The sequence below is a fragment of the Candidatus Protochlamydia sp. R18 genome (genome assembly GCF_000648255.1).
Lineage (GTDB): Bacteria > Chlamydiota > Chlamydiia > Chlamydiales > Parachlamydiaceae > Protochlamydia > Protochlamydia amoebophila.
Window position 1 is genome coordinate 1 of sequence record NZ_BASL01000689.1, and the last position, 3,178, is coordinate 3,178.

At 37.3% G+C, this 3,178-nt stretch carries 1 protein-coding gene and 1 pseudogene; both read left to right on the forward strand.

Features of this window, described 5'->3' with window-relative positions:
- Positions 1-1,195, forward strand: a 1,195-nt coding sequence (locus tag TY19_RS11690; RefSeq protein WP_445082248.1) for a leucine-rich repeat domain-containing protein, incomplete at its 5' end; no start/stop codon positions are given.
- Between the two features lie 1,432 nt (positions 1,196-2,627).
- Positions 2,628-3,178: pseudogene (locus TY19_RS05380) on the forward strand (IS5 family transposase); the annotation flags it as partial.

Genomic DNA, 3,178 nt, shown 5'->3' on the forward strand with positions numbered 1-3,178 from the left:
TTTGACTGATGCCCATCTGTTAGCGTTAAAAAATTGTAAAAATTTAAAAGCACTACATCTCCAGGAATGCTACAAACTCACTGACACTGGTTTAGTATATTTGGCGCCTTTAGTGTCTTTACAATATTTGAATTTGTTTGATTGTATAAAGCTTACCGACGCTGGCTTAGCGCATTTGACACCTTTGGTGGCTTTAAGGCATTTAAATCTGATGGGATGTAATAAGCTTACGAATGCAGGATTAATGCATTTGCGACCTTTAATGGCTTTGCAACATTTAGATCTGAGTTGTTGTAGAAATCTTACTGACGCTGGATTAGCCCATTTGGCACCTTTAGTCGCTTTGCAGCATTTATGTCTAAGTGAGTGCATTAATCTCACCGGTGCTGGATTAGCCCATTTGACACCTTTAGTCGCTTTACAACACTTGAATTTGAATAGCTGCTATAAACTCACTGATGCTGGATTAGCCCATTTGACATCTTTAGTCGCTTTACAGCATTTAGACCTAAGCTGTTGCAGAAATCTTACTGACGCTGGATTAGCCCATTTGCGACCTTTAGTGGCTTTGCAGCATTTAGACTTGAACTGTTGTAAAAATTTTACGGATGCTGGATTAACACATTTGACACCTTTAGTGGCTTTACAGCATTTAGACCTAAGCTGTTGTAGAAATCTTACTGACGCTGGATTAGCGTATTTGATGCCTTTAGTGGCTTTATCGCATTTAAATTTGGCTGGATGCCATAATTTCACGGATGCTGGATTGGCGCATTTGGCACCTTTAGTGGCTTTGCAGCATCTAAATTTGGGTGATTGCTATAGACTCACGAATGCTGGATTAGAGCATTTAACGCCTTTAGTGGCTTTGCAGCATTTGGATCTAAGTGAGTGCGAAAAGCTAACGGATGCTGGATTAACGCATTTGGTGCCCTTAGTGGCTTTAACACATTTGGATTTGAGTGAATGCGATAAGCTCACGGATGCTGGATTGGCGCATTTGGCACCTTTAGTGGCTTTGCAGCATTTAAATTTGAGTTGGTGCGATAAGCTTACCGACGCTGGATTGGCGCATTTGACACCTTTAGTAGCTTTGCAAGATTTGTATTTGGGCTATTGCAAAAATTTCACTGAAGTTGGATTGGCGCATTTTAAATCCTCAGTAGCTCCACTCCATTTAAAAATTATTCGTTAAAGTAACTCTCAATGGCGTTACATACAGAAATATTACAGGTTTTTTTAAATTAAATTTTCATAGTTCTCACAAAATAATTAAAAAAGGAAGTTCAATAACTTCAGTTAGTGTTTTGAGTTTCTCCCAATTTGTTCGAACGTTTTTTTAAATTTGTCTAAAAAATTTTAATAGGATTTAAGTCTGGCGAATAAGGAAGAAGAAATAGAATTTTACATCCCGCCTTTCGTATCCATCGCTTTCAATACTTGTAATTTGTGAAAAAAAGCATTTCCATCATAGCTATTTGTCTAGGCTTAAGCTCTGGTATAAAAAAATCTTTTAACCACAGACTGAATAATTTGGTATGTCAGGTTCCCGTGTAGAAAAAAAACTAAGAGACGAGATTCTATTTTTGCCGCAATAAGATTTCATCGGACATAGCGAAGTCCTGAAATGGCTCCGCAAACTTCATCTCCTCGCATAAATCGAGCATACTCTTTTTGCAAATATTTATTGCTGCCACTCTCATCAACATAAAAACGATTTCTTCAAGAATCTTCTCTAGCTCTTTCGCAAATTGATTTCGTTTTTTCATCTCTTTCATTGTAGTACAAGACCTTTTTTAAAGTAATATTAAGCCTTTACAAGCATAAAAAACTGCTTGGCAAGTGGAAGAAAATTCTATAGCAATCTCTCTTAGATACCTATCTAGATGTTCTTGAATATATTTTGAGTTTACCGTTATCTATTTTACTTGGATTTGAACTCCTTGTCTTAAGGGTTAGGTTCTGTTATTTCTGTCTACGAAACCAGTTTGCTAATGTACGCGTAGTCACTCCGAAAATTTTTCTGGTTTTAGACCACGTTCCACCATTTTCAATTTATCTTAGGGCCTTTTTTCTTAAATCAAGTGAGTAACTCACCTTACGCAGAAATTAGTCGAAAAAGTCATTCGATGAGTTTAAATTTCCCTTCTCGTAATGGAGGAAAATATGTCTGATGAACTTCTTGATCTTTATACAGAGTATCTGATCAGCCAAAATCAAGTATGCAATAACTACAGGGCTTTCAGCCCTTTTAGATAACCAAATCAGTCATGATAAAATCACAAGATTTTTAAACAATCATCAATTCAATTCAAAAGATTGATGACAATACATCAAACCTAAAATCCGTCAGTATGAAGAAGAAAAAGAAGGAATTCTGATTATTGATGATTCAATAGAGAAGATCTTATATAGATGAAATAAAGAAAATGTTCATTATGGAGATGAAATTGAATCGCTTAATTGCTTTATCTTTAGAAGATAAGAAAATGGCCATTCCCAAAATTTCAATACATTTGCATCCAAGAATAGAGAAAAAAGGATTATTTGCTTAGATAGCGTAGTCACGAGAAATGAAATAAATACTTAAATGTGCTACTCTTTTATGCTCATCAATGGAGCATCTTATGGAAGCACACATAAGACATGATATATCCGACAGAGTTTGGAATTTACTGGGACCTCATTTGCCAGGAAGAAGAGGGGCTTGGGGTGGTATAGCAAGAGATAATAGGACTTTTATCAATGCAGTATTTTGGATATTAAGAACGGGAGCTCCATGGAGGGATTTGCCTCCAGATTACGGTAGTTGGAGCAATACTCATCGGCGATTTATCCGATGGCGCAATCAGAGAGTCTGGGAAAGGTTGCTTGAGGTATTGATTGACGATCCAGATTATGAATGGCTTGTGATAGATGCTTCGCATTGTCAAGTGCATCCTCATGCAGCGGGAGCTAAAGGTGGTAATCAGAGCATGAGTTATACAAAAGGGGGCTCAATACAAAATTGCATCTTGCCGTGGATGCGCATGGTCTGCCGATCAGAGTCATTATTACAGAAGGTACAACAGCAGATTGTACTCAAGCAAGGAATTTGATCGCTGGTCTTACAGCTGAGTGGTTACTGGCAGACAAAGGATATGATAGCGACGCAATCGTTGAGCAAGCTATAAGTCAG